This is a genomic window from Streptomyces sp. R302, assembly GCF_012927245.1.
GTDB lineage: Bacteria > Actinomycetota > Actinomycetes > Streptomycetales > Streptomycetaceae > Streptomyces.
This window is the reverse complement of sequence record NZ_JABBGE010000006.1, coordinates 554,743-577,361: the sequence shown is the minus strand read 5'-3', so window position 1 is coordinate 577,361 and position 22,619 is coordinate 554,743. Positions and strand designations below refer to the sequence as shown.

20 protein-coding genes are annotated in these 22,619 nt (G+C 73.8%); 9 read left to right on the top strand and 11 right to left on the bottom strand.

From position 1 onward, the window contains the following. The first annotated feature begins 338 nt into the window (after positions 1–338). From HHL19_RS21600 to HHL19_RS21590, 3 genes are read left to right on the top strand one after another with little or no spacing between them, the layout of a single operon-like run. Entirely contained in the window at positions 339–791 is a 453-nt protein-coding gene (locus tag HHL19_RS21600) for an Hsp20/alpha crystallin family protein (RefSeq protein ID WP_169091923.1), read from the top strand. Beyond that, the gene (locus HHL19_RS21595) at positions 788–1,291 is read left to right on the top strand and encodes a flavodoxin domain-containing protein (protein WP_169091922.1); all 504 of its coding nucleotides are present in this window, start codon (positions 788–790) and stop codon (positions 1,289–1,291) included. The genes HHL19_RS21600 and HHL19_RS21595 overlap by 4 nt, the downstream gene beginning before the upstream one ends. 47 nt (positions 1,292–1,338) lie before the next feature. Continuing rightward, complete coding sequence (locus tag HHL19_RS21590; protein WP_169091921.1) at positions 1,339–1,944, top strand: hypothetical protein; 606 nt, start codon at positions 1,339–1,341, stop codon at positions 1,942–1,944. A gap of 374 nt (positions 1,945–2,318) precedes the next feature. Here the strand turns inward: HHL19_RS21590 and HHL19_RS21585 are convergent, their stop codons facing one another. From HHL19_RS21585 to HHL19_RS21560, 6 genes are all read right to left on the bottom strand, one after another. Further along, positions 2,319–2,984 carry a DUF4389 domain-containing protein gene (locus HHL19_RS21585; protein WP_169091920.1) on the bottom strand — a complete coding sequence of 222 codons (666 nt, stop codon included), beginning with the start codon at positions 2,982–2,984 and terminating at the stop codon, positions 2,319–2,321. 280 nt (positions 2,985–3,264) lie between these two features. After that, positions 3,265–4,167 carry a potassium channel family protein gene (locus tag HHL19_RS21580; protein WP_169091919.1) on the bottom strand — a complete coding sequence of 301 codons (903 nt, stop codon included), beginning with the start codon at positions 4,165–4,167 and terminating at the stop codon, positions 3,265–3,267. Positions 4,168–4,182: 15 nt separating this feature from the next. Further along, positions 4,183–5,517, bottom strand: a complete 1,335-nt coding sequence (locus HHL19_RS21575) for a nicotinate phosphoribosyltransferase (protein WP_169091918.1) — start codon at positions 5,515–5,517, stop codon at positions 4,183–4,185. Between the two features lie 53 nt (positions 5,518–5,570). Then, a complete protein-coding gene (locus tag HHL19_RS21570; protein WP_169091917.1) occupies positions 5,571–6,224 on the bottom strand; it encodes a CBS domain-containing protein in 654 nt (217 codons plus the stop codon). Positions 6,225–6,235: 11 nt separating this feature from the next. After that, the gene (locus tag HHL19_RS21565) at positions 6,236–6,565 is read right to left on the bottom strand and encodes a hypothetical protein (protein WP_169091916.1); all 330 of its coding nucleotides are present in this window, start codon (positions 6,563–6,565) and stop codon (positions 6,236–6,238) included. 94 nt (positions 6,566–6,659) lie between these two features. Further along, the gene (locus tag HHL19_RS21560; RefSeq protein WP_169091915.1) at positions 6,660–8,087 is read right to left on the bottom strand and encodes an MBL fold metallo-hydrolase; all 1,428 of its coding nucleotides are present in this window, start codon (positions 8,085–8,087) and stop codon (positions 6,660–6,662) included. A 197-nt stretch (positions 8,088–8,284) separates the two neighbouring features. On the opposite strand from HHL19_RS21560, the gene HHL19_RS21555 reads away from it, so the two are divergent. The 3 genes from HHL19_RS21555 to HHL19_RS21545 are packed head-to-tail and all read left to right on the top strand — an operon-like array spanning position 8,285 to position 12,524. Then, on the top strand, positions 8,285–9,358 hold the full coding sequence (locus tag HHL19_RS21555; RefSeq protein WP_169091914.1) for a zinc-dependent alcohol dehydrogenase family protein: 1,074 nt from the start codon (positions 8,285–8,287) through the stop codon (positions 9,356–9,358). Further along, positions 9,355–10,131 carry an HAD-IA family hydrolase gene (locus HHL19_RS21550; RefSeq protein ID WP_169091913.1) on the top strand — a complete coding sequence of 259 codons (777 nt, stop codon included), beginning with the start codon at positions 9,355–9,357 and terminating at the stop codon, positions 10,129–10,131. Before HHL19_RS21555 ends, HHL19_RS21550 begins: the two co-directional genes overlap by 4 nt. Next, positions 10,128–12,524: a glycoside hydrolase family 65 protein gene (locus HHL19_RS21545; protein WP_169091912.1), complete on the top strand. Its 2,397-nt coding sequence runs from the start codon at positions 10,128–10,130 to the stop codon at positions 12,522–12,524. Before HHL19_RS21550 ends, HHL19_RS21545 begins: the two co-directional genes overlap by 4 nt. Positions 12,525–12,540: 16 nt before the next feature. Here the strand turns inward: HHL19_RS21545 and HHL19_RS21540 are convergent, their stop codons facing one another. Then, entirely contained in the window at positions 12,541–13,533 is a 993-nt protein-coding gene (locus tag HHL19_RS21540; RefSeq protein ID WP_346768329.1) for a nitroreductase family protein, read from the bottom strand. 29 nt (positions 13,534–13,562) lie between these two features. After that, positions 13,563–14,186, bottom strand: coding sequence for a CBS domain-containing protein (locus HHL19_RS21535; protein ID WP_169091910.1), 624 nt, complete (start codon positions 14,184–14,186; stop codon positions 13,563–13,565). Positions 14,187–15,011: 825 nt separating this feature from the next. On the opposite strand from HHL19_RS21535, the gene HHL19_RS21530 reads away from it, so the two are divergent. Genes HHL19_RS21530 through HHL19_RS21520 form a run of 3 tightly spaced genes read left to right on the top strand, consistent with a single transcriptional unit; the run spans position 15,012 to position 20,295 of the window. Beyond that, positions 15,012–15,872: a universal stress protein gene (locus tag HHL19_RS21530; protein WP_169091909.1), complete on the top strand. Its 861-nt coding sequence runs from the start codon at positions 15,012–15,014 to the stop codon at positions 15,870–15,872. Between the two features lie 9 nt (positions 15,873–15,881). Next, positions 15,882–18,500, top strand: a complete 2,619-nt coding sequence (locus tag HHL19_RS21525; protein ID WP_169091908.1) for an HAD-IC family P-type ATPase — start codon at positions 15,882–15,884, stop codon at positions 18,498–18,500. A gap of 49 nt (positions 18,501–18,549) precedes the next feature. After that, positions 18,550–20,295, top strand: coding sequence for a GAF domain-containing sensor histidine kinase (locus HHL19_RS21520; RefSeq protein ID WP_169091907.1), 1,746 nt, complete (start codon positions 18,550–18,552; stop codon positions 20,293–20,295). Here the strand turns inward: HHL19_RS21520 and HHL19_RS21515 are convergent. The 3 genes from HHL19_RS21515 to HHL19_RS21505 form a co-directional block, all read right to left on the bottom strand. Further along, positions 20,292–20,978, bottom strand: coding sequence for a response regulator transcription factor (locus tag HHL19_RS21515; protein ID WP_169091906.1), 687 nt, complete (start codon positions 20,976–20,978; stop codon positions 20,292–20,294). The genes HHL19_RS21520 and HHL19_RS21515 overlap by 4 nt on opposite strands. 50 nt (positions 20,979–21,028) lie before the next feature. Then, positions 21,029–21,631, bottom strand: coding sequence for a CBS domain-containing protein (locus HHL19_RS21510; protein WP_169091996.1), 603 nt, complete (start codon positions 21,629–21,631; stop codon positions 21,029–21,031). A 189-nt stretch (positions 21,632–21,820) separates the two neighbouring features. Beyond that, positions 21,821–22,618, bottom strand: a complete 798-nt coding sequence (locus HHL19_RS21505) for an ABC transporter ATP-binding protein (protein ID WP_169091905.1) — start codon at positions 22,616–22,618, stop codon at positions 21,821–21,823. Position 22,619: the final 1 nt, after the last annotated feature.

The window sequence follows — 22,619 nt, the reverse complement described above, 5'->3', positions numbered from 1 at the left end:
CCGCGCCCGAGGACGGTGGAGGAGGAACCGGAGGACCAGGACCACGAAGAGGTGAGTGTCATGCAGCGCATCCGCGTCGGTGCCAAGCCCCGCCGGCCCGCGAGCAGCCAACGCTCGACCTGCGCACCCCGTCCGGTCGCACCCTGCCCTACCGACCCGGCTACCCGGCCGAGCAGTCCGAGAGCCGAGGAGGATGCCATGGGATCCGTGCGACGTGTCGGCCCCTTCACCGACCCGGGCCGCCAGGGCCCCGGACAGGTCGCAGTCCGGAAACGCGGAGGCAGACCCTCCGCGACCCGCCGGGGCGGCACCCGGCACCGTGGAAGAGGAGGAGAACGATGACCGGAGCCAAGCCGGAACGCAGGCACAGCTTCATCCCCGACTTCGACACCTGGTTCGGCCGGGAGTTTCCCGGGCTCCCCGGATGGCGCCCCGCCACGGCCGCCCACGCCATCCCGGTCGAGGTCACCAGCGGCGACGGCGTCTGCACACTGCGGGCGGAACTCCCCGGGATGGACCCGGACGACATCACCCTGACGGTCGACGACAACCTCCTCACCGTGAGCGCCGAGCACCGGGAGAGCGCCGAGGACAAGGACCACTCGGAGTTCCGCTACGGCGCGTTCCGCAGGACCGTACGCCTCCCGGGCACCATCCCCGCCGACGACGTGGACGCCTCCTACGCGGACGGCATCCTGACCGTCCGGGTCCCGATGCCCGCCCCGGACACCGGCACGACACGGACCATCCGCGTCAAGCGGGCTGCCGACGGAGAGAGGGATCGGTCATGACCCCGAAGCGCGTCCTCGTCGCCTACGGCAGCAAGCACGGCGCCACCGCCGGCATCGCGGACGAGATCGGCCGGACCCTCGCGGACGACGGATTCGACACCGACGTCCGTCCCGCCGACACCGTCACCGACGTCAGCGGCTACGACGGCGTCGTCCTCGGCGGAGCGCTCTACGCCGGACGCTGGAACGGCAAGGCCCGCCGGTGCGCCCGGCGCAACGCCGAACAACTGCGACACCGGCCCGTCTGGCTCTTCAGCAGCGGCCCCGTCGACAGCTCCGCCGAACAGCACGACATCCCGCCCGTACGCGGGGTCGCCCGCCGGATGAAGCAACTCGGCGCGAGGGAGCACGTCACCTTCGGGGGCGCCCTCACCGCGGACAACCCGGACCTCATCGCCCGGGCCATGGTCCGCCAGGGCAAAGGCGGGGACTTCCGCGACCCGGCCCGCATCCGCGCCTGGGCCCACCGCATCGGAGCCGCACTCGAAGAAGACGGCTGAGTCCCGGCCTTCCCGCCCGAGGGGAGACAAGCGCCCGGAGGCGTGCCATGACCGACCGTGAACCGCCCCGCACGGGGCCGCGACCGTCGCGCGGGGGCGCGGGTCGCCGGACGGCCGTGATCGTCGTCCTGACCCTCGCCCTGGTCTGCGGCGCGATCGCCGCCGGATACCTGTGGAGCTTCGGAGCCCGGGCGGAGCGCGCCCGCGCCGCCCGACTCCACCAGGTCACGGCGACCACCACGGGGGCGGCCCGGGAAGCGTCCGCCCTGACACGGAGCGGTGCGGCGAACCGGGCCGTGGCCCCCGCCCGGTGGGAGTACCCGGACGGCGTGCGCCGCTCCGGCACCGTCGAGGTCCCGGCCGGATCGCCCCAGGGACGGACCGTGACCGTCACGGTGGACGACTCCGGCGCCGCCGTTCGGCGGGCCGGCGGCTCGTCGGACATCGTGCTGACCTCCCTCGTCGGCGGCACCGCCGCAGCGGGAGCGGTCGCCGCCACCGGAGCCGGGGTCCTCGTCCTCCTGCGACGGAGGATCGACGGCCGTACGCTCGCGGCCCTGGAACGCGAGTGGGAGCAGATCGAGCCCGTCTGGTCCGGCCGCCTCCGGAGGGAGAGCGGCCCGGAAGACGGCCCCGGGACGGACGATGCCTGACGGCGACGCCGGGCGGACGGCCCGAACGGGGTGCGCCGAAAGACGAGCGCCCCGTTCCGGCGGGAGGTGGCCGTACAGCCGGCGCATCCCCTGACCCTGCTGCGGTGGGCCGCCGCCCTCGCCTTTGACATGCTCGTCCGCGCCTGGGCATACCTGGGCCTCGTCTCGGCCGTCCTCGTGATGGCCGCGTTCTTCTACGTCCTCTGGCGCGCCGGGCCGGCAGCCCGGCGACCCCACCGGCGAGGCCCCCCTTCATCGTGCTCATGTGACGACGACGGCCACGTTCGCCGGAATCGTCACGTGCCAGGTCGGCACCGCCTTCGCGGCCCGCACCGACCACGCCGCGCTCCGCGAGATCGGGCTGGTCTGGGGCGTCAGAGGGACTTCTCCGGCGGCGGCGCCGGCTCGTCCCCGCCCTGGTCGAGGCGGAAGGGCGGATAGACGTCCGTCATCAGGCTCGCGTAGGCGGCTACGCGCAGCACCCAGCGGTTCAGGCCCACGACCAGGTCGAACAGGTCCCGCGGGTAGCGCGAGGTGAAGGCCAGGGCGAACCCGGCGATGACCGCCAGCAGCGTGATCAGGCCGCCGCCCCACCAGCCTGCGCGCATGCCGCCGGTGAAGAACGCCAGGATCAGATAGTGCGGGATGGCCAGCAGCCACCACTTGACCAGCACCTGCGAGCGGGAGAGCCGCTCCGGGTAGGTGATGTCGAGACGCGCGGGGTAGTCGGGTTCCGGGCCCAGGCTGAAGGGCGGGTACCGGTCGGTGCCGAGCGCGCCGTAGGAGTAGTACGAGACCCGCCACGACCAGCGCAGTACGCCGAGGCTGAAGTCGAACAGGGACCGCGGGTACCGCTCGGTGAACAGGATCGCGAAGAAGGCGATCACCGTCGCGAGCAGGAAGGCGATCCACAGGAAGAACAGCACGATCCAGTGCGGGATCGCGAGGATCCACTTGACCAGCCACAGCCAGCGGGAGAGCGGGGCGTCGAGTGTGGCCGTCACCCGGACGGGCGGGGGGAGTGTTCGAGGGGCGTTCATGTCGCTCCTTCCCTGTGCTGGAGGTCCGGTGGTCGCGGCGGAGTCGGTCCACGACCCCGTCGACGCTGTTGCAGAGTCTCGCCCGGGCCCCCACGAGCCGTCCGTCGTCGCCGATCACCGGCAGCCGCTTCACTCCCACGGCGGGGCTCGACATGAGCGCGCCGGACGTGTCGATGCCGGAGCCGCCCGACGCTGACGGCCGTGGGCGTCAGCGGCTCGGCCACGCTGCGGTGTCTCATCGCCGGTCGCCTTCCGCGTACGGACTCCGCGCCCCCACGTCTCATGGTCGCCCCCCGTCCGGCCCTCTTGGGTGGCCGTGGCCGTGGCCGTGGTCGCGGGCGCAGGCGGCGAAAACCTGTCCGGGTTCTCCGCCGGTGCGCAGGAAGCGTTCGTCGAGGACGACGGCGAGGTCCTCCAGCGCCTTGTCCAGGACCGATGCGGAGAGCCGCACGTCCGGATGGCCTGCCTTCGCCGCCCGCGCGGTCAAGGCCAGCGCGTAGCCGAGTTGCCGGGGGAGGGACGTGTGCTCGTCGGCGTCGTGGAAGTAGTACGACTCCGCGTACTGCAGGAAATCGACGGTCACCGTGGCGACCGACGAGGCGAGTCCGTCGAGGATCGCCGCGCCGCCGTCGGAGTCGAGGGAGCGGGTGGTGGTCGCACTGCGGCGCAGGTGGGAGAGGCGCAGGGCGAGGGTCCTGCGGCGGGCGAGCGCCGGGTAGATGCCGAGGATCCATGCCACGGTCGCGGACAGCAGGACGAAACCCACGAGGGCCTCCATCGGGGCCAGCACGCGCAGCCATCCCGAGGTCGGAGCGATGTCGCCGAGGCCGAGCGTGGCCAGAGTGACCAGGGAGAAGTACAGGGCGTCCACCGGGCCGGCGTGCTGGGCGGGGGCGAGCTCGGAGGCGTACGAGAAGTCGTCCGGCATGTGGGCCCAGTAGACGAGCCCCCACCCCACGGCCACGGTCAGGGCCCACACGGCGACGACCGCGACCATGCCGAGGGGGCCGGCGAGCCCGGCCGGCCGCCATCGTGAGCCGCGATGGGCCGACACGCGCCAGACGGTCCGCATGACGAGTCTGCTCAGACCGCCGTGCCGGGTCGGATGCCACAGCGTGTGGAAGACGTCCCGGAGGATGGCGAGGACCAGCAGAGCGCCCAGTGGCGTCACGATCCAGGCCATCGGTCGTTCCTTCCGCTAGGCCGTCGCCGAGGCCCGGACGGCGATCCGGTGGCGGACCACGGCCGTCAGCGCCGTCAGGCGAGTGGACATCGGAGGGACGGGGGCGGTCGGGGACTCGATGGCGCGCGCCGCCTCCGGCACAGCGGCGAGGTCCGCCTCGAAGCGGGCTCGGGCCGCCGCGAGGGTGTCCGGCGGCCCCAGGCGCAGCCCGCCGCGCATCACGGTCCGCAGCAGCGGCTCCGTCCCCTCGGGCGGCTTCTCGTTGGCCAGCCCGATCACGTCGCGCAGCCCCGGCCCCCGGAAGACCTGTTTCGGACCCGGCGACGTGACCTTGGCGGACGACAGCTTCATGACGGGCCTGCCGTCGTACTCGACCAGCTTGTACGCGGCGTCCAGGTAGGGCGCGTCGGCGGCCGTACCGACCTTCGTCCCGACGGCGTACGCGTCGATGGGGGCGCCCTCCCGTACCAGCCGGTCCACCCCGTACTCGTCCAGGCCCCCGCTCGCGATGATCCGGACGTCCGCCAGTCCGGCCGCGTCGAGCGCGGCACGGGCCCGGCGGGCCAGCGCCCCCAGGTCACCGCTGTCGAGCCGGATCGCGCATCCCTCGGCGAGCCCGAGGTCCGCGAACACACGGGCCGCCGTGGCGACCCCGCGCCCGGTGTCGTAGGTGTCGACCAGGAACGTCACCGGGCCCGGGTGGGTGCGGGCGAAGGCGCGGAACGCCTGTTCCTCCGAGGGGAAGCACTCGACGTACGAGTGGGCCATCGTGCCGGCCGCCGGGATGCCGTACCGGCAGGCGGCGGCGACGTTGCTGGTGCCCGCGAATCCGACCAGCGAGCACAACCGGGCCGCTTGTCCGCCGGCCTCTGGGCCGTGCGTACGACGGAGCGAGAAGTCCACGAGGGGGTGGCCGTCGGCGGCGAGCACGCAGCGGGCCGCCTTGGAGGCGACCGCCGTCTGGTGGCAGAGCAGGGACAGCAGGTACGTCTCCACCAGCTGGGCCTGGGGGAGCGGGGCGGTGACCTCCAGGAGCGGCTCACCGGCGAGGACGATCCTGCCCTCCGGCACCGCCCGCACCTCGCCGTCGAAGGAGAGGCCCCGCAGGGGTTCGAGGTCCGCGAGCGGCCGCCGCAGCGCCCTCGCGAACTCCTCGACGTCCGCACGCCCCACCCGGAACCGGGCGAGGTAGTCGAGGGCCGGTTCCAGACCGGCGGCGACCAGGAACCCCCGCCCCGGCGGAAGATCCCGCACGAACAGGCTGAACGTGGCCGGTGCCCGCATGTCCTCCCGCAGGTACGAGAGCGCCATGGTGACCTCGTACAGGTCGGTGGTCGTCACCTCGGACATGCTTCGAGCATGCGCGGCCGGGCGCCGCCCCGCACGGGGACGGGCCGCCGACGTCATGCCCCGGTGGCGAGGGTGAGGCCGCACCGTACGTCCACCACGCCTTCGACGGCCCGGGTCAGGCGCTCCGCGAGCGGGATGAGGGTGCTGTCGCGCACGTCGCCGGTCAGGGTCACCACACCGGCCTCGACGCGGACCTCGATCCGGTCCCGCGAGAGCGGGAACAGGTGGCCGACGACCTCGTGGCGGACCTCGTCGGCGAGTTCCTCGTCGGACCGCAGGAAGACCTTGAGCAGGTCGGACCGGCTGACGAGGCCCTGGATCATCCCGTCGGCGTCGACGACCGGCAGCCGCTTCACCCGCCGGGTGGCCATGAGCCGGGCCGCCCGGGGCAGGGAGGCCTCCGGCCGGACGGTGACGGCGGGCGTGGTCATGAGCTCCGCCGCCCGGTCGGAGCCGGCCTTGACGGTGGCATCGCGTCGTCGCAGCTGCTCGATCATGCCGAGGCGGTGGTCGTGGAGCTCCTCCTTGAGGAGCAGGTCCGCCTCGGACACCACGCCGACGACCCGCCCCTCTCCCTCCAGGACGGGCAGGGCGGTCACCTTCCAGCGCTCCATGGCGGCGACGATCTCCTTGAAGGGGGCGTCGGGCCGGACGGCGACGACCTTCTTGGTCATCACGTCGGCGACGGTGAACGATCGCGAGGTCATGGCTGTCTCCTTCAACGGGTGGGGGACAGGAGCTCGGGAGCGTGAGGGGAGACGCACAGCTCCCGTACGGCCCGGGCGTCGAACTCCAGCGCACGCACGTCCGTGACGGCGGTGGCGCCGAGGTGCCAGAGGTGGGGCGGCACGATCCAGGAGCAGCCGCGGAGCGCGCCGCCGGCGCGTGGGTCCACGGCGGTGTCACGGTGGCCCGGGACATGGACGTCGAGCTCGTCCCGGCGGAAGACGCGCGTACCGGCGGTGAAGCGGACCGGGCGGGAGTGCTCCAGGAGCCGTGTCCGTGCCTCCGGCGAGAGTCCGTCCAGCAGGGTCCGCATGGTGGTCATGGTGTCCTCCAGCCCTCTTCGCCCAGCGTCCCGCGGAGGGTGCCGCGGCCGACAGGGCCGCGCGGGTCCCGCTCCGCGGGCCGAAGGGCCCACGTCAGCGGACCAGGACGGCCTCTCCGGAACGGGGCACGACGGCCGTCCAGCCCAGTTCGTGGTCGAGGCGGTCGCGCAGTGCCTCGGAGGCTTCCGGTTCGCCGTGGACGAGGTAGGCGGTGTGTGGGGCGGGCGCCTGGCGGAGCCAGTCGACGATCTGGTCCGCGTCGGCGTGGGCGGAGAAGTGGGGGACGTCGGCGACCTCGGCCCGTACCGGCACGTACTCGCCGAACATCTTCAGCGTGCGGGCCCCGTCCACGAGGTCCCGGGCACGCGTTCCGGCGGCGGCGAAGCCGACCACGACGACGGCGTTGCGCGGGTCGGGCAGGAGCCGGTGGAGGTGGTGCAGGACACGGCCTCCGGTGGCCATCCCGGCGGAGGAGACGATGACGGCGGGGCCGTGGGTGCTGTTGATGTCGATGGACTCCTGGACGGTCCGGGCGGCGAGGAAGGGGGCCGGGCTCAGCGCGGCCGCGCCCCGGGCGAGGATCTCGGGCCGAAGCTCGGGGGACCGCTCCCGTACGGCGTCCTGGTAGACGTCGAGCGCGGCGAGAGCCATGGGGCTGTCCACGTACACCGGTACGGAGCGGGGCAGGACGCCCGTCTCGCGCAGCCGGGTCAGCTCGTGGAGGACGACCTCGGTGCGGTCGATCGCGAAGGCCGGGATCACGGCGGTCCCGCCGCGTGAGACGGTCCGCTCGATCACCGAGGCGAACTCCGAGCGGGCGGATTCCTGGTCGTGGCGGCGGTCGCCGTACGTCGACTCCATCAGCAGCACGTCGGCGCCGGAGAACGGCTCCGGCGGCAGCAGCAGCGGATGCCCGGGGCGGCCGAGGTCGCCGGAGACGGCCAGGGTGTGCCCGTCCTCCAGGGTGAGGCGGGCCCAGGCCGAGCCGAGGATGTGTCCGCCGTGGTGGAGGGTCAGCCGGGTGCCGGACATGATCTCCACGTCGGCCCCGACGGGGACCGGGTCGAAGAAGGACAGCGTCTTGTCGACGTCGGTGTCGTCGTAGAGCGGTTTCGCCGGGCGGTGCTTGGACCAGCCGTGCTCGTTGGCGTGGCGGGCCGCCTCCATCTGGAGCCGGGCGCTGTCCCGCAGCACGATGCCGGCGAGCCGGGCCGTGTGCGGGGTGGCGAGGATCGGCCCGCGGAAGCCCTGCCGGACCAGGCGCGGCAGATAGCCGCAGTGGTCCAGATGGGCGTGGGTGACGACCACCGCGCGGATGTCGGCCGCGTCGCGGGCGAACCGGTCCCAGTTGCGCCGCCGCAGCTTCGCGAAACCCTGGAAGAGACCGCAGTCGAGGAGGATCCGGGCATGGTCGCTCTCGACCAGGAACTTGCTGCCGGTCACCGTCCCCACGCCGCCCAGGAAGCTGAGCAGGGCGGGGCGCGGTGCCGAGGGGACGGGGTGCGCTGCTGCCTCGGACATGGGGACGCCCTCCTTCGCGCCAGGGGCCGGTCGCACCGGCGCGGTTCCACCCTCGCGCCGCCCGGTGCCGTGTGCCAGGGGCCCGAGGGGCCCTGTCCGGGGACCGACCGGCCCATGCGCGCGGGTGCGCCGCGGGGCGAGCCTGACGGTGGGATCCGTGGAAGCAGACCCGCGGACCATTCGGGAAGGCGGTCGTCATGAAGGCTCTCGTGTTCCGGGGAACGGGCCGGGTCGCATGGCAGGACGTCCCCGATCCCGCGGTGAAGGACGCGGCGGACGCGATCGTCCGCGTCGACGCCGTCACCCTCTGCGGCACCGACCTGCACATCGTCGAGGGGGACGTGCCCGAGGTCGAACCCGGCCGCGTCCTCGGCCACGAGGCGGTCGGCACGGTGATGGAGACCGGCGGCGACGTGCGGACGGTGAGGCCCGGCGACCGGGTCCTCGTCTCCTGCATCTCCTCCTGCGGGCGCTGCCGCTTCTGCCGGGAGCAGCGCTACGGGCAGTGCCGGGGCGGAGGCGGCTGGGCCCTGGGCCACCTGATCGACGGCACCCAGGCCGAGTACGTCCGCGTGCCCTTCGCCGACCTCTCCGTCCACCCCGTCCCCAGCACCGTCGACAGCTTCGACGCCGTGCTCCTCGCCGACATCTTCCCCACCGCCTACGAGGTCGGCGTCCTCAACGGCGCCGTCCGGCCGGGCGACACGGTCGTCGTGGTCGGTGCGGGCCCCATCGGCCTCGCCGCGATCATCACCGCGCGCCTCTACAGCCCCGGCCGGATCATCGCCGTCGACCTGGCCGACTCGCGCCTCGCCGCCGCCCGCCGGCTCGGTGCCGACGCCACCGCGACGGCCGGGGAAGAACCGGAACAGCTCGTCGCCGACCTGACCGGCGGCCTCGGCGCCGACGTCGTCATGGAGGCCGTGGGCACCCCGGAGACCTTCGAGATGTGCACCCGGATGGTCCGCCCCGGCGGCCGCGTCGCCAACATCGGCGTCCACGGCAAGCCCGCCGCCCTCCACCTCGAAGACCTGTGGATCAAGGACGTCACCGTCACCACCGGCCTCGTCGACACCTCCTCGACGCCGATGCTGCTGCGCATGATGGCCGCCGGCCGGCTCCCCACCGCCGAACTGGTCACCCACCGCTTCGAACTCGGGCAGATGGAGGAGGCGTACGACATCTTCGGCCGCGCCGGCCAGACCGGCGCGATCAAGGTCGCGCTCGGCGGACCGCAGCACACGGCCGTCCAGGCCTCGGGAACCGGATGAGCGCCCCGCGCCGCACCGGCTTCGAGCCGCCGCGCGCCGTCGTCCTCGACACCGACGGCGTGCTGATCGACTCGGCCGCCGTCCACGCGGCGGCGTGGAAGACCGCGTTCGACGGCTGTCTCGCCGCGTGGACGGACGGGACGAGGCGGCAGGAGCCGTTCGACGCGGACGCCGACTACCGGCGGTATGTCGATGGCAGGTCCCGTGCCGACGGCGCCGAGGCCTTTCTCACGGCCCGAGGCATCCGCCTGCCGCCGGGGACCGCCGACGACCGTCCGGGCTGCGGCACGATGGGGGCCGTGGCGGCGCGCAAGGAGCGGGCCTTCCGTGACGCCCTGCGCACTCGGCCGGTCGTGGCCTTCGCCGACGCCGTACCGGCGCTGACCGCCCTGCGCAGCCTCCGTGTGCCGTGCGCCGCGGTCTCCGCCTCCCGCCACGCCCGCGCCCTGCTCGCGTCCGCCGGGACGGACCGGCTCCTCGCCACCGTCGTGGACGGTGCGGACGCGGCCCGGCTCGGGCTCGCGGGCAAGCCGGACCCCGCACTCTTCCTCCACGCGGCGCAGGTCCTCGGCGTCCGCCCCCGTGACTGCGCGGTCGTCGAGGACGCCCTCGCCGGCGTCCTGGCGGGCCACCGCGGAGGCTTCGGCCTCGTCGTCGGGGTCGACCGCACCCCCGACCGGCACGCCACCGGCGCGATGCGCGAACGCGGCGCCCACCTCGTCGTCACCGACCTCATGGAGTGCGTGGAGGCGGTGTGGGGAGCGGTGCAGTGACCTCGGGGCCGGGCTGGACCTGGCGGTACGACGCCTACGCGCCGGAGCGGGAGCGGCTGGTGGAAGCTCTCTGCACGCTCGGCAACGGCCGGTTCGCCACCCGGGGCTCCGCCCCCGAATGCGCCGCCGACACCACGCACTACCCGGGCACCTACCTGGCCGGCTGCTACGACCGCCGCACCTCGCTCGTCGACGGTCACGCGGTCGACAACGAGGATCTGGTCAACCTCCCGAACTGGACGCTGCTGCGGTACCGCCGCCTGCCGGAGGACGAACCGGCCGGCGAATGGCTCACACCGGACTCCTCCGAACTGTGCCACTACGACGTCCGGCTCGACCTGCGGCGCGGGATCCTTCACCGCGACCTCCTCTTCCAGGACGCCCGGGGACGCGGACTGCGCGTCGGACACAGCCGGTTCGTCCACATGGGGGATCCCGGGCTCGCCGCCCAGCGCACCACCTTCCACGCGTACGGCTGGCGCGGCGCGATCGAGGTCGAGTCCGTCCTCGACGGCGACGTCGCCAACACCGGCGTCGAGCGCTACCGGCACCTGGAGGGCCGGCACCTCTCCGGCCACCGGACGGTCTTCGCATCCGGCGGGATCGCCGGGCTGTCCTGCCGCACGAGCGACCCGGGTCACCTGGTCGCCCTGGCAGTCCGTACGGACACGAGCACCCATGGCCCCGCCCGGAAGACCGGCACCTCCACCGGGACCGTGCAGGGGTACCGCCTGCCGATCGCCAGGGGAACGCCGGCGTGGTGCGCCAAGACGCTGGCCCTGCACACCTCGTCGGACCGCCCGCCGGGCGACCCGCTCGCCGTGGCCGTCGAGGCCGCCGCCCACGCCGCCGCCTTCCCCGCTCTGCGGGCCGCGCACGAGGCGGCCTGGCGGCGGCTCTGGGAGGAGGGCGAGCTGCACGTGCCGGGAGAGGCGGGACGCATCCTGCGCCTGCACGTGTTCCATCTGCTCCAGACGCTCTCCCCGCACACGGCCGACCTCGACGTGGGCGTCCCGGCCCGAGGCCTGCACGGCGAGGCGTACCGGGGCCATGTCTTCTGGGACGAACTCTTCGTCCTGCCCTACCTCGACCTCCACTTCCCCGAAGTGGCCAGAGCGCTGCTGATGTACCGCCACCGGCGCCTGCCGGCCGCCCGTGCGGCGGCCCTCCGAGCAGGACGCCAGGGCGCCATGTACCCCTGGCAGAGCGGCGGTTCAGGTGGCGAGGAGACGCAGGAGGTCCACCTCAACCCGCGCTCGGGCCGCTGGCTGCCCGACCACTCCAGGCTCCAGCGGCACGTCGGCTCGGCCGTCGCGTACAACGTCTGGAAGTACGCGCGGGCCACCGGCGACCGCGGCTTCCTGCACGGCGAGGGGGCGGAGATCCTGCTGGAGGTCGCCCGGTTCTGGGCCGGCGCGGCCGTTCTCGACCCCGCGCTCGAGCGCTACCGCATCCGCGGCGTGGTCGGTCCGGACGAATACCACGACGCCTACCCCGACGCGGAGACGCCGGGTATCGACGACAACGCCTACACCAACGTGACGGCGGCCTGGGTGCTCGCCCGCGGCATCGACCTGCTGCGCGAACTGCCCGCCGCGCGACGGGCGGAGCTGCGGAGCCGCCTCGCCCTGGACGCGGCGGCCCTCGCCCGCTGGGACGATGTGTCGCGCCGCCTGCACGTGCCGTTCCACCACGGCGTCGTGAGCCAGTTCGAGGGGTTCGGGGAGCTGGCGGAGCTCGACTGGGAGGCGTACCGGGAGCGCTACGGGGACATCCGCCGGCTGGACCGGATCCTGGAAGCCGAGGGCGACACCGTCAACCGCTACCAGGCGTCGAAGCAGGCCGACACCCTCATGCTCGGATACCTCTTCCGCCCCGAGGAGCTCGCCGAGCTGTTCGCACGGCTCGGACACCGGATGGACGACGAGGTCTGGCGGGCCACCGTGGACTACTACCTGCGCCGCACCAGTCACGGCTCGACCCTCAGCAGCCTCGTCCACGGCTGGGTGCTCGCCCGCCTGAAAGGGGCCGGGGCGTGGCGGTACTGCGAGGAGGCCCTGCTCTCCGACGTGGCCGACGTCCAGGGCGGCACGACGGGAGAAGGCATCCACCTCGGCGCGATGGCCGGCACGGTCGACCTGGTCGAGCGCGGGATCACCGGCCTGGAGGCCGGCCCGGAGGGGCTGCGGGTGGCGCCCGTCGCGCTCCGCGAGTTGCCCCGGTTCGCCTTCACCCTGTCGTGCGGCGGCCATCGAGGCGTTCGCCTGCGCATGCTCCCCGCCCGCCTGGGGGTACGCGTCCCCGCCGGTCCGGGAGGCCCCTTCTCCCTCGTCCTGCCGGGAGAGCGGCGGTTCACCGTCCTTCCCGGCGAGGAGCGCTGGTTCACGCTGTGAGGGGGTCCGCGTCGGGTCAGGCGAAGGCGAGGACGTCCGAGACGGCCCGTCGGGGTGTCGCCCGGCCGGCAGGTCCGTAGCCCAGGCGGACGATCACGTGGACGTAACCGACGGCCGAGAGGGGGTCCCGGGCGTCGAAGCGGAGTTCCGGCCATTCCAGGGGCTGCGACATGAGAGAGGTGGCGAGCCCGTCGAGGGTGGCCTGGAGCAGGACCCGCTGCAGGGCCTGGCCGGCCATCAGCCACGATTCCGGCGTGTCCGCGGCGGTTCCGAGCAGGGCGATCTGCGGTGTCTTCTCGAAGCGTGCCGAAGGACGGCCGGGCATGTGGCCGGGGGCACCGAAGTCCCGGACGGGCGCGGTCACGTCGTACTGGCGGGGACCGAAGGCATAGGCGGGGATGCCGTCGGCGCTGGTCCCTTCGCCGGCCGCTCCCGTACGCGTCCAGGCCGCGATCTCGGCGCGCACGGCATCGTCGGCGGCCTCGAACAGCTCGGAGGCGTGGACGAGACCCATGACGGTGTCGGTGTGCCAGTCGCCGGGGACGACCAGACGGCAGCCCTCCAGCCGCGCGGCGGCGCAGAGACCGTCGAGCAGTTCGGCCGGGACCGGTTCCTCGGTGAACGGGAAGCGGCTGGTGTGCCGTCGCGCCAGGGCGGGATGCAGCACGCCCAGATCGCCGGCGGCCTCCGCGGGGCCTTCGAACCGGACGTCGGCGAAGTGCCAGGGGTCGTCGGGTGCGGGCAGGAGACGGACGTCGGGGCGCAGGCCCCGGTGCTCCGCGGCCACCCGCAACCCGAGCAGGGCGGCGCCACAGCCGATGTGAAGGGCTCGGTGGACGGGGTCCTGGCGGGGCATGCCGCGGGTCGGGTCGCCGTGGAGTCCGAGAACGCCGGACGCCTCCCGGTGCACGAACCTCCACGGCTGGGCGTTGTGCATCGACGGCGCCAGAACGGCTTCCTCCACCAGCGAGGTGACGAGGGGACGGGGGAGAAGAGCGGTGGGGGACACGGTACGTCCTGTCTGTGCGGGGGCGGTCATCACGAGAAGTCGTGGGCCGACAGCGTGGGCCGGGCCTGGACGCGGGCTCCGTCGTCGCGTGCGGACAGTCGGTCCACGACGGCGACCACGCCTTCCACGCGCTCGGCGAGACGTCGGAGCATCACGGCCTGACTCCGCAGCCGGACCCGTCCGCCGAGGGTCACCACACCGTCCAGGACGTGCACGTCGACCGCGTCGGCCGGCAGATCCATGGCATCCGCGAGGACCTCCTCGCGGATGCGCCGCCTGATCTCGGCGTCCGGGCGGAGGAAGACGCGAAGCAGGTCGCGACGGGTGACGATGCCCACCAGCCGCTCCTCCTCGTCGACCACGGGCAGGCGTTCGACACCGCGACGCACCATGAGCCGGGCCGCGTCCGCAGCCGCCTCCTCGGCGTGCACCGTGACGGCCGGAGCGCTCATCACGCCCCGTGCGGTCGGAGCCCTGCGGGCCGGCAGGTCGCTCTCGGAGACCACGCCGACGACGTGGTCGTCGGCGTCCACGACGGGCAGCCCGCTGATGTCGTGCTCGGCGAGGAGCTTCGCCACGTCCCGGAACGACATGTCGGGTCGGGCGGAGATCACGTCGTCGGTCATCAGGCCGCCGACCTTGAGGTGCTTCATCGCGGTCCTCCCGTGGGGTCGTCGGCGGGTGGGTTCCTACGCCACCACCGTCCGCCGTGCCGGTGCGCGTCGGCGAGGGGCCGAACGGTCCACCCGAGGGCCCGACCGGGCCCCTGCCGGTTCCGCCTCGCCGCCGCAGGGGACCTTTGGCCCCACCTGTGCCCCCAGAGGCCCTCGGGTTCTCCGGGCCCCGGGTGCGAGGGTCGAAGAGCAGTCCTCACGAACCCGGCAAGGAGGAGCCATGGCCGCAGCCCCGCGACTCCCGCGCCTCTTGTGCCTTGGAAGTGTCGCCGTCGGTGTCGACGGATCCGACGGCGCTCCGTCCGCCGCCCTGAGCGGCACGACCGTGATCGTGGTGCGAGGACACGCCGGGGCCGAGCACCGGGGCGTCGTGCCGGCGGGGATACGGGACGAACGCGGCCTCGGCCGCGCCCGAGCGGCTGCCCATGCGGCACCGGGGCGACAGCGGCCGCTCCGGCTTCTGCGCGTGCGGAGAACGGCGCGGTCACGGGGCGAGCGGACGGTACCGCGTGCACGCCCCTGCGACCCGGTCGCCGACCACGTGCTCGTGCGGTCCCGGACGACCGGACTCCTGGGTGAGGGGTTCCCGGACCTGAAGGTCGAGAGCGAGGGCGTGAAGAACCCCCGTGTGCCCGCGGCCCCCGCCGAAGCGGGCCGTGACGCCGCTCTCCTGGTCGTCGGTGGCCGCCGCGGCCCCGGACACCCGGGGCCGACCCTGGGCCGGACCACGCTCGCCCTGCCGCGACACGCCCACTGCCCGGTGGAACTCGTCCCCCGGCACGGACCCGGACACGGGAGCACCTCATGAGCACCATCCCGGAACACCGCGAGATCGTCGTCGGGATCGACCCCGTCCGCGAAGGGCGCGTCGCCCTGGCCTGGGCCGCCGACGAGGCCCTCCGCCGAGGGCTCGCCCTCCGCCTCGTCGTCGCCGTACCACCCCCGCACGACCCCCGGCACGCCGACGACACGCCCCGTCACCAGGCCAGGACGCAACGCGGCAAGGACGCCCTGCGCGCGGCGGCCGACTGGGTCAGGGCCAGGCAGCCGGACGTACGGGTCGGTTCCGCGCTCGTCGACGGCTTCCCGGCGGCCGTGATGGCAGGCCTGGCACAGCGGGCCGCCATGGCCGTCCTCGGCTCCCGCCACCTGAGCCGCACCGAGGAGTTCCTCAGCGCCGGTTCCCTCGTCATCCCGGTCACCGCCCAGGCCCGCTGCCCGGTGGCCGTGGTCGGCGACGCCGAGCACATCACCCAGGACCCGCCGTACCTCGTCGTCGGCGTCGACGGCAGCGAATCGTCCCGGGCGGCCCTCGCCTTCGCCTTCGAGGAGGCCGACCTCAGGCGTTGCGCCCTGCGGGCCGTCGCGGTCTGGCAGCCGCCCGTCTTTACCGTCCACACCGGGGACACCCTGTTCCACGCCGAACGCCGGCTCCTCTCGGAGACCACCGCCGGATGGGCGGAGAAGTACCCCGACGTCCGCCTCACCCACGAGGTGCTCATCGGCTCGCCCGTCGAACTGCTCGCGGACGCCGCCGAGCACGCCCTGGCCGTCGTCGTCGGCCGCCGGGGCCGGGGCGGCTACACCGGCATGCGCGTCGGCTCCGTCGTCCACGGGCTGCTGCACCGCGCCCACTGCCCCGTGATCACCGTCCCCACCGGCTGAGCACGCGCCATGACGACGCCGGCCACCGCCAGCACCGCCCCGCCCTCCCCGGCGACAGGACTCACCGGGGCGGAGGCGGCCCGGCGGCTCGCCGCCGACGGGCCCAACGAGGTGGCCGCCCGCCGGCCCGTACGGCTGTACAGCCGGGTCCTCGCCCAGCTCCGAGACCCGCTGATCATGGTGCTGCTCGGTGCCGTCGCGCTGACCCTGGCGATCGGGGACCACCCCGACGCGATCGTCATCGGCCTGGTCGTCGTCGTGAACACCACCGTCGGTGTCGTCCAGGAGGTCCGCGCGGACAACGCCGTCGCCGCCCTGTCGGCCCTGAGCGCCCCGCACGCGCGCGTGCGGCGGGACGGCACGGTCCGCGACGTCGCGGCCGCGGAGGTCGTCGTCGGCGACGTCCTGGTCCTGGGCGAGGGCGACATCGTCGCCGCCGACGCCCTGCTCGCCGAGGCGTCCGCCCTGCTCCTGGACGAGTCCATGCTCACCGGGGAATCCGTGCCGGTGGACAAGGACGCCGACGGCACTCTGAGCGCGGGAACCGTCGTCGTACGCGGCCGAGGCGTGGCCACCGTCACCGCGACGGGCCCGAGGAGCGCCCTCGGCCGCATCGCCGCCCTGCTCGACGACCGGCGCGAGGCGACCCCGCTGCAACGCCGCCTCGCCGCTCTCGGCCGGATCCTCGCCGCGGTGACGCTCGCCCTGTGCGTGCTGGTCTTCGCCCTCGGCCTCGTACGCGGCCTTCCGCCCGGCACCATGGCGGTCACCGCCATCAGCCTTGCCGTGGCCGCCGTCCCCGAATCGCTCCCCGCCGTCGTCACCCTCGCCCTCGCCCTCGGCGCCCGCCGCATGGCCGCCCGCCACGCACTGGTGAGACGACTGCCGGCGGTGGAGACCCTCGGCTCGGTGTCCGTCCTCGCCACCGACAAGACCGGCACCCTCACGGAGGGCCGCATGGTCGTCCAGCGGATCCGGACACCCGGGGCGTGTGTGGAACTCACGGGCGTCGGCTACGAACCGGCGGGGCAGGCGCTGGTCTCCGGAAGACCTGCCACCCCGGAGGAGCTCGCCCCGGTACGGGAGCTGCTGAGGACGACCGTTCTCTGCAACGACGCCACGCTGCGCCCGCCCGACGCCACGGACCCCGGAAGCCGCTGGACCGCCGTGGGCGACCCCATGGAAGCCGCCCTCCTCGCGGCGGCGGCCAAGACGGGATGCCCCCCGGAGCCGGAACTGAGAGCAGGCCTCCCCCGGATCGGCGAAGCGCCCTTCGACAGCCTCCGCAAGCGCATGACCACCCTGCACGAGGAGGCCCCGGGACGGATCCTCGTCTGCCTGAAGGGAGCGCCCGAGGCGGTCCTCACCCCGACGGTACTGAGCGCGGACGCGGACACCGTCGCGCAAGCCAGGGAAGCGGCCGCGGACCTCGCGGGGGAGGGCTACCGGGTGCTCGCCGTGGCGTCGGGCGTACGCGGCGATCTGCCGGAGCCCGTCGCCGCGGCCGAGTCGGGGCTGAGGCTTCTCGGCCTCGTGGCGCTGAGCGACCCGCCGAAGCCCCACGCGGCCCGGACGCTCGCCTCCTGCCGCGCGGCCGGCATCACCCCCGTCCTCATCACGGGCGACCATCCGGCCACGGCCCGCGCGGTGGCGGACAGCGTCGGCCTCACCGGCGAGACCGACGGCCACGCGGGCCACGTCGTCACCGGAGCGGACGTCGCCGCCGGCCGGGTCCCCGACCTCACGTCCGTACGCGTCTTCGCCCGCACCGACCCCCAGCAGAAGCTCGACGTCGTCGCCGCCTGGCGGGCGGCGGGCGCGGTCACGGCCATGACCGGCGACGGCGTCAACGACGGCCCCGCCCTGCACCGGGCCGACATCGGCGTCGCCATGGGAGCTCGCGGCACCGAGGTCGCACGTCAGGCCGCCGACCTCGTCCTCACGGACGACGAACTCTCGACGGTCGTGTCGGCGGTCGAGGAGGGCCGGCGCGTCTACGACAACATCCGCCGCTTCCTCGTGTACGGGATGGCGGGCGGGGCAGCGGAGATCCTCGTGATGCTGGCCGGCCCCCTCCTCGGGCTGCCCCTGCCGCTGCGGGCGGGGCAGATCCTCTGGATCAACCTCCTCACCCACGGTCTCACCGGGGTGGCCATGGGCGCCGAACCGGCGTCGCCCGGGACGATGCGACGTCCGCCGCGCCCTCCGGACCAGCACATCCTCGGCGGCGGAGCCTGGCAGCGCCTGTCGGTCCTCGCCGCGGTCGTCACCGCGGCGTCCCTCGGCGCGGGGCTGGTCGCGCGGGCACACGGCCTCGACTGGCAGAGCGTCCTCTTCCTCGCCCTGCTCGCCGCCCAGCTCGGGGTCGTCCTCGGGCTGCGAGCCCGGCTGTTCACCCGGAAGAACCCGTTCCTCCCCGTCGCGGTCCTCGCCTCCGCCCTCCTGGCCCTGGCGGCGCTGTACGTGCCGTTCCTCCGTACCGCCCTCGACACGGACCCGCTCGGAGGCGTGGGAATCGCTCTGGCGGTGGCGTGTGCGCCGGTCGGATTCCTCGTGGCGCGAGCCGTCCGTACCGCCTTCAGGCCACCGGGTCCGGCAGGAACGGACGAGAGATCGGGACTACGGTGAAACCGGGCACGGTGCACGCCGTGCGTACCGGACGCGACCGGAGGTTCCGATGGGCCGGGAGGGTGCCGGACCTGCGGATGCCAGGCTGCCGAGGCTCAGGCTCGACGAGCTGCTGGACGAGCTCCAGGCCCGCATCGACGAGGTGAGGGGTACCCGGGACCGCCTCGCGGGGCTTCTGGAGGCGGTCATCTCCGTGGGGCGGGAACTGGACCTGCCGCAGGTGCTGCGCGGCATCGTCGAGGCCGCCGTCTCCCTCGTCGACGCCGAGTACGGAGCCCTGGGCGTCATCGGCGAGGACCGTCGCCTGTCCGAGTTCCTCCCCATCGGCATCGACGACGACCTGCGCTCACGGATCGGTGCCCTGCCCTCCGGCCACGGCATCCTCGGTGAACTCATCCGCAACCCCGAGCCGCTGCGGCTCACCGAGCTGTCCGAGCACCCGGCCTCGTACGGCTTTCCGGCGTACCACCCGCCCATGCACTCCTTCCTCGGCGTTCCCATCCGGGTCCGCGACGAGGTCTTCGGCAACCTCTACCTCACCGAGAAGCGCGGCGGAGCCGACTTCGACGCCGAGGACGAGGCCGTCGTGACCACCCTGGCCGTGGCCGCCGGCATCGCCATCGAGAACGCCCGGCTCTACGAGGAGGGCAGGCGCCGGCAGCGCTGGCTCGCCGCGAGCTCCGACTTCACCAGCGCCCTGCTCTCCGGCACGGGGGAGACGGAGGTCCTGGACGGGATGCTGGAGCAGGCCGTGGACATCGCCGAGGCGGACATGGGCGTCTTCTACCTGGTCGGCCCGGGCGGCGAGCTCCGTGGCTCCCTGGCCCGCGGCGAGGGGGCCGACACCCATCGCGGGGTCGTCCTGCCCAGCACCGAGGGCACCCTGGCGGCCGCGGCCCTCGCCGCGACCGACGGACTGGTCACCGCCACCGACGTCTCCAGCGACGCGCGGGTGACCGTCCAGCCCGAACGCTGGAAAGGCCTCGGGCCGGCCGTGGCGGTCACGGTGGGCACCAAGGAGCGCCTCAGCGGTGTCCTGATCCTCGCCCGGCGCAGTGGGCGCACGCCCTTCCTGAGAGCTGACACCGCGGCCCTCCCGGGCTTCGCGGGCCAGGCGGCCCTCGCCCTCGAAGTGGCCGACCGCCGTCGCGACGCCGAGCAGGTCACCCTGCTGGAGGACCGCGACCGCATCGCCCGCGACCTGCACGACCTGGCGATCCAGCGCCTCTTCGCCACCGGCATGACCCTGCAGAGCGCCCGGCGCTTCGTCGAGCATCCGGAGGCGGTGGACAGGCTGACCAGGGCGATCGACGACCTCGACGCCACCATCAAGATCATCCGATCGACCATTTTCGGCCTCCGGGAACACGACACCCTCGGCACGGCGCCGAAACTCAGAAGCCGTGTCGTCACCGCGGTCGACTCGGCCGCGGCCACCCTCGGCTTCGCCCCCGCCCTCCGCATGGAGGGCCTGCTGGACACCGACGTGCCCGTCGACATCGCCGACGACGTGGTCGCCGTGATCGGCGAAGCCCTCACCAACGTCGCCCGCCATGCCCGTGCCCACCGGACGGAGGTCGCCGTCCTCGCGGACGACGGGACACTGGAGGTGACGGTGGGCGACGACGGCGCCGGCCTGCCGCCGGACCGGGTCGACAGGGGACTGCGCAACCTCGCGGAGCGGGCCGAGCGCCTCGGTGGCTCCCTCGCCGTCCAGTCCCCGCCGGAACCCGGCGGCGGCACCCGCCTCACCTGGCGCGTCCCGCTCCCCCCGGACGACGGGCAGCAGGATTAACCGGTCCCCGTCTCGTGCTCGTGGACCTGCGCGGCGATCACGGCCGCCTGCACCCGCCGCTCCACCCCCAGCTTGCCGAGCAGCCGCGAGATGTGGTTCTTGACGGTCTTCTCCGACAGATAGAGCCGCTTGGCGATCTGCCGGTTGGTGAGCCCCTCCCCGATCAGATCCAGCACGGACCGCTCACGCTCGGACAGCGCCGCGAGCCGCTCGTCCTCGGGCGGCCGCGCCGTCTCGGGGTCCCGCAGCGAGCGCATCAGGCGGGCCGTGGTGGCCGGGTCGAGCATCGACTGCCCCGTCGCCACGGTCCGTACCGCCGACACGAGATCGGCCCCCTTGATCTGCTTGAGGACGTACCCCGACGCCCCGGCCATGATCGCGTCGAGCAGCGCGTCCTCGTCGTCGAACGAGGTGAGCATCAGACACGCCAGCTCCGGCATCCGCGACCTCAGCTCGCGGCACACGGCGATCCCGTCGCCGTCGGGCAGCCGTACGTCGAGGACGGCCACGTCCGGGCGCAGCGCGGGCCCCCGGGCCAGGGCCTGGTCGGCCGTGGACGCCTCCCCGACCACCCGCAGGTCGGGCTCGTCGTCGATCAGGTCGCGGAGTCCCCGGCGGACGACCTCGTGGTCGTCCACCAGGAAGACCCGAGTGGGTTCCCCGGTTGCCGGAAGCTCGGTCATGGCGACCCCTGTGCTCGACGGATGTTCCCCGCCCCCACAAGGATTGTCCGTCAGGAAGCGCCTTCATGGGCACCCAGTTCCATCCGGACGTCGACGACCCCCTCCACGGCACGGGCGGCGCGCGCCAGCAGCGGCACCAGAGAGCGGTCGGAGAGGGCGCCACTCAGCGTCGCCACCCCTTCCGTCACGGTCACGTCCAGCCCGGTGAAGGCTGCCCCGCCGAGTACCGACCGCCGGATGTCCGCCGCTATCGCGCCGTCCTCCCGCAGGAACACCTTGAGCAGGTCGCTCCGGCTCACGACCCCCTCCAGCATGCCGATCTCGTTGACGACGGGGAGCCTCTTCACCCTCCGGCGGGCCATGATGCGCGCGGCCTCGGCCAAGGAGGCGCCGGCATGTACGGTCACGGCCGGACTCGACATGAGGTCCCCCGCGCGCACCGCGACGGCCTTCAGGGCGTCCTCGCCCCGCTCAGGGCCGAGTTCCGTGTCACGGAACGCCTCCTTCGGCAGCAGATCCGCCTCCGAGACCACCCCCACGACCCTCCCTTCCCCCTCCAGGACGGGGAGGGCACTCACCTTCCACTGGTCCATGAGCGCCACGATCTCCTTGTAGGGCGCGTCACGGCCGATCGCCACGGCGGTGTGGGTCATGACGTCGCTGACGACGAGAGGGGGAGGGGCTACGGCGTTCACGGTGCCTCCTTGACGGTGTCCCCTTCCAGGCTCGCGCGGACTGTGTCGAGGCGGGAGGGCCGAACGGTCCCCTGCCGGCCGGGGAGTCGCCGGGCTTCCCTGTCGCCGACCCGGTCGGCGGGTCCGTCGCGTGCGGGTGGGAGGGTGTCAGCGGGGTGTGCGGTGGCCGCCTTCCGGGATGACCAGGGGGGTGCCTGCCACGGGGCAGGTGATGACGGTGGCGCGGAGGGCGAAGGCCTCCTGGACGAGGTCGGGGGTGACGATGTCCGTGGGCGGGCCGGCGGCCAGGACGCGGCCGTCGCGCATGGCGATGAGGTGGTCGGCGTAGCGGCAGGCGAGGTTGAGTTCGTGGAGGACCATCACGACGGTGCGGCCCTCGGTGCGGTTGAGGTGGGCGACGAGTTCCAGGACGTCGACCTGGTGGGCGAGGTCCAGGTAGGTGGTGGGCTCGTCGAGCAGGAGGACCGGGGTGTCCTGGGCGAGGGCCATGGCGATCCAGACGCGCTGGCGCTGGCCGCCGGAGAGTTCGTCGAGGGAGCGTTCGGCCAGGGTGTCGGTGCCGGTGGCCTCCAGGGCGCGGTCGACGACGGCCTCGTCGGCCGCGGTCCACTGGCACCACCACCGCTGGTGCGGGGTGCGGCCGCGGGCGACCAGGTCGCGCACGGTGATGCCGTCGGGTGCCGACGGGGTCTGCGGCAGGAGGGCGAGCCGGAGGGAGAGTTCGCGGGCGGACAGCTCGGAGGTGTCCGTGCCGTCGAGGTGGACGGTGCCGGACTCGGGCTTGAGGAGGCGGGCGAGGGCCCGCAACGCGGTGGACTTGCCGCAGGCGTTGGGCCCGACGAGGGCGGTGACCCGGCCGGCGGGGATGTCCAGGTCGAGGCCTTCGGCGACGATCCGGTCGCCGTAGGCCAGGCGCAGTTCGGTGCCGCGCAGCGCGGTGGTCATG